The sequence below is a fragment of the Nocardia amamiensis NBRC 102102 genome (genome assembly GCF_001612745.1).
GTDB lineage: Bacteria > Actinomycetota > Actinomycetes > Mycobacteriales > Mycobacteriaceae > Nocardia > Nocardia amamiensis.
On sequence record NZ_BDBA01000436.1, the window covers coordinates 1 to 1,411 of the forward strand.

The following is a 1,411-nucleotide window of genomic DNA, read 5'->3' on the forward strand; positions in this document are numbered from 1 at the left end:
AGGGAAACTACCGAAGCGGCGCAGCCTGACCCGTCAGGGGAAACGGCCGTGTCGAGCAGGCGCCGTGCGGTGAGCAGGATCCGCAGATCGTTGCGGTCGCCATTCGCGCGTGGTGAAGCGACGCGTGATGCGTCCTGTCCCAGAACGGATCTGGCGGCGGACTCGGCATCGATGCTGTCGGACTTGCCGTTGACGGCTTGTTGCTTTCGGGAAGGCGGTCGGACTTCTCCGACTGGTATGCCCGCCGCTGCGAGGGCGGTGGTGAGCCCGGCTCCGTAGGAAGAGGTGCCCTCGACAGCGGCGAACACCGTGCCAGTAGTGCGGCGACCGATCCAGGCGATAGCCCGCGCGAGTCCAGCACGGTGGGTGGGGAATTCACCCGAGTCGGTGACAGCACCAGTGCGGGTTTCGATGATGACGAACATGTGGGTGCGGGCGTGGGTGTCCGCTCCGATCACGTAGTCATAAAGCTCGGCGATGCACGCCATTCAAGGTCCTCTCGGTGGTCGGGCCAGCGGGGCGCTGGACGGGATCACTCGGAGGCACCTCTGTAACGGGTCACACCCGAAAGAGTGGACAATCTTCTGATCAGGCCATCCGGGTGGGTAGTCCAACGCCCGACCCGCCGCGCGGACAAGTCATTTTCAAGACACCCGAAGGTCAGGGTCGGATATACCCAGAGTCACGCGCGACGAGCCGAAGCGTCAGCCTGCCAGCCGATCTCGGACCGGCCACGACCATTACAGATCTACCCGCTCGTCCGCGAATTGGCCGCCGGCGGGATCCCCGTCACGGTGACGTGCCGGGTATTGGGGCTGGCCCGTCAGCCGTTCTATCGGTGGTTGGCCGAGCCGGTCACCGACGCCGAACTCGACCAGGCATACCGGGCCAACGCGCTGTTCGACGCTCACCGCGACGATCCCGAGTTCGGTTACCGGTTTCTGGCTGATGAGGCCCGCGCCGCCGGTGAACGGGCGCTGGCCGCGAGGGTGCCGTTTCGGTGGTTCACCGCGGATGAAGCCTACGGCCAGGTCAAGTACTTGCGGGTTTTGGCTCGAGCAACACGACATCGCTCACGTGCTGGCCACCCGCCGCAACGACACCCTGATCACGACCGGCTTCGGCCAGGCCCGCGCTGACGAGCTCGTCGCCGCGCTCCCGGCCCGAGCCTGGCAGCGGATCTCCGCCGGTGCCGGTGCGCACGGGCCCCGCGACTACGACTGGGCGAAAGTCCCGATCCGCATCGGCTGGAAAACCGGCCGCGGGCACTGGCTACTGGCACGGCGCAGCATCGCCGAACCCGCCGAGATCGCCTACTACGTCTGCTACGGTCCGCGCCGGTCCACGATCGCTGATCTGGCGTGGATCGCGGGGTCACGGTGGCGGATCGAAGAGTGTTTGTGCGCCACAA

At 66.5% G+C, this 1,411-nt stretch carries 1 protein-coding gene and 1 pseudogene; one reads left to right on the plus strand and one right to left on the minus strand.

The features are described from left to right. The coding region (locus NA4_RS38260) for an IS110 family transposase (protein ID WP_157129590.1) at positions 1-488 on the minus strand (488 nt) is incomplete at its 3' end. A 480-nt stretch (positions 489-968) separates the two neighbouring features. On the opposite strand from NA4_RS38260, the pseudogene NA4_RS38265 reads away from it, so the two are divergent. After that, positions 969-1,411: pseudogene (locus NA4_RS38265) on the plus strand (transposase family protein); the annotation flags it as partial.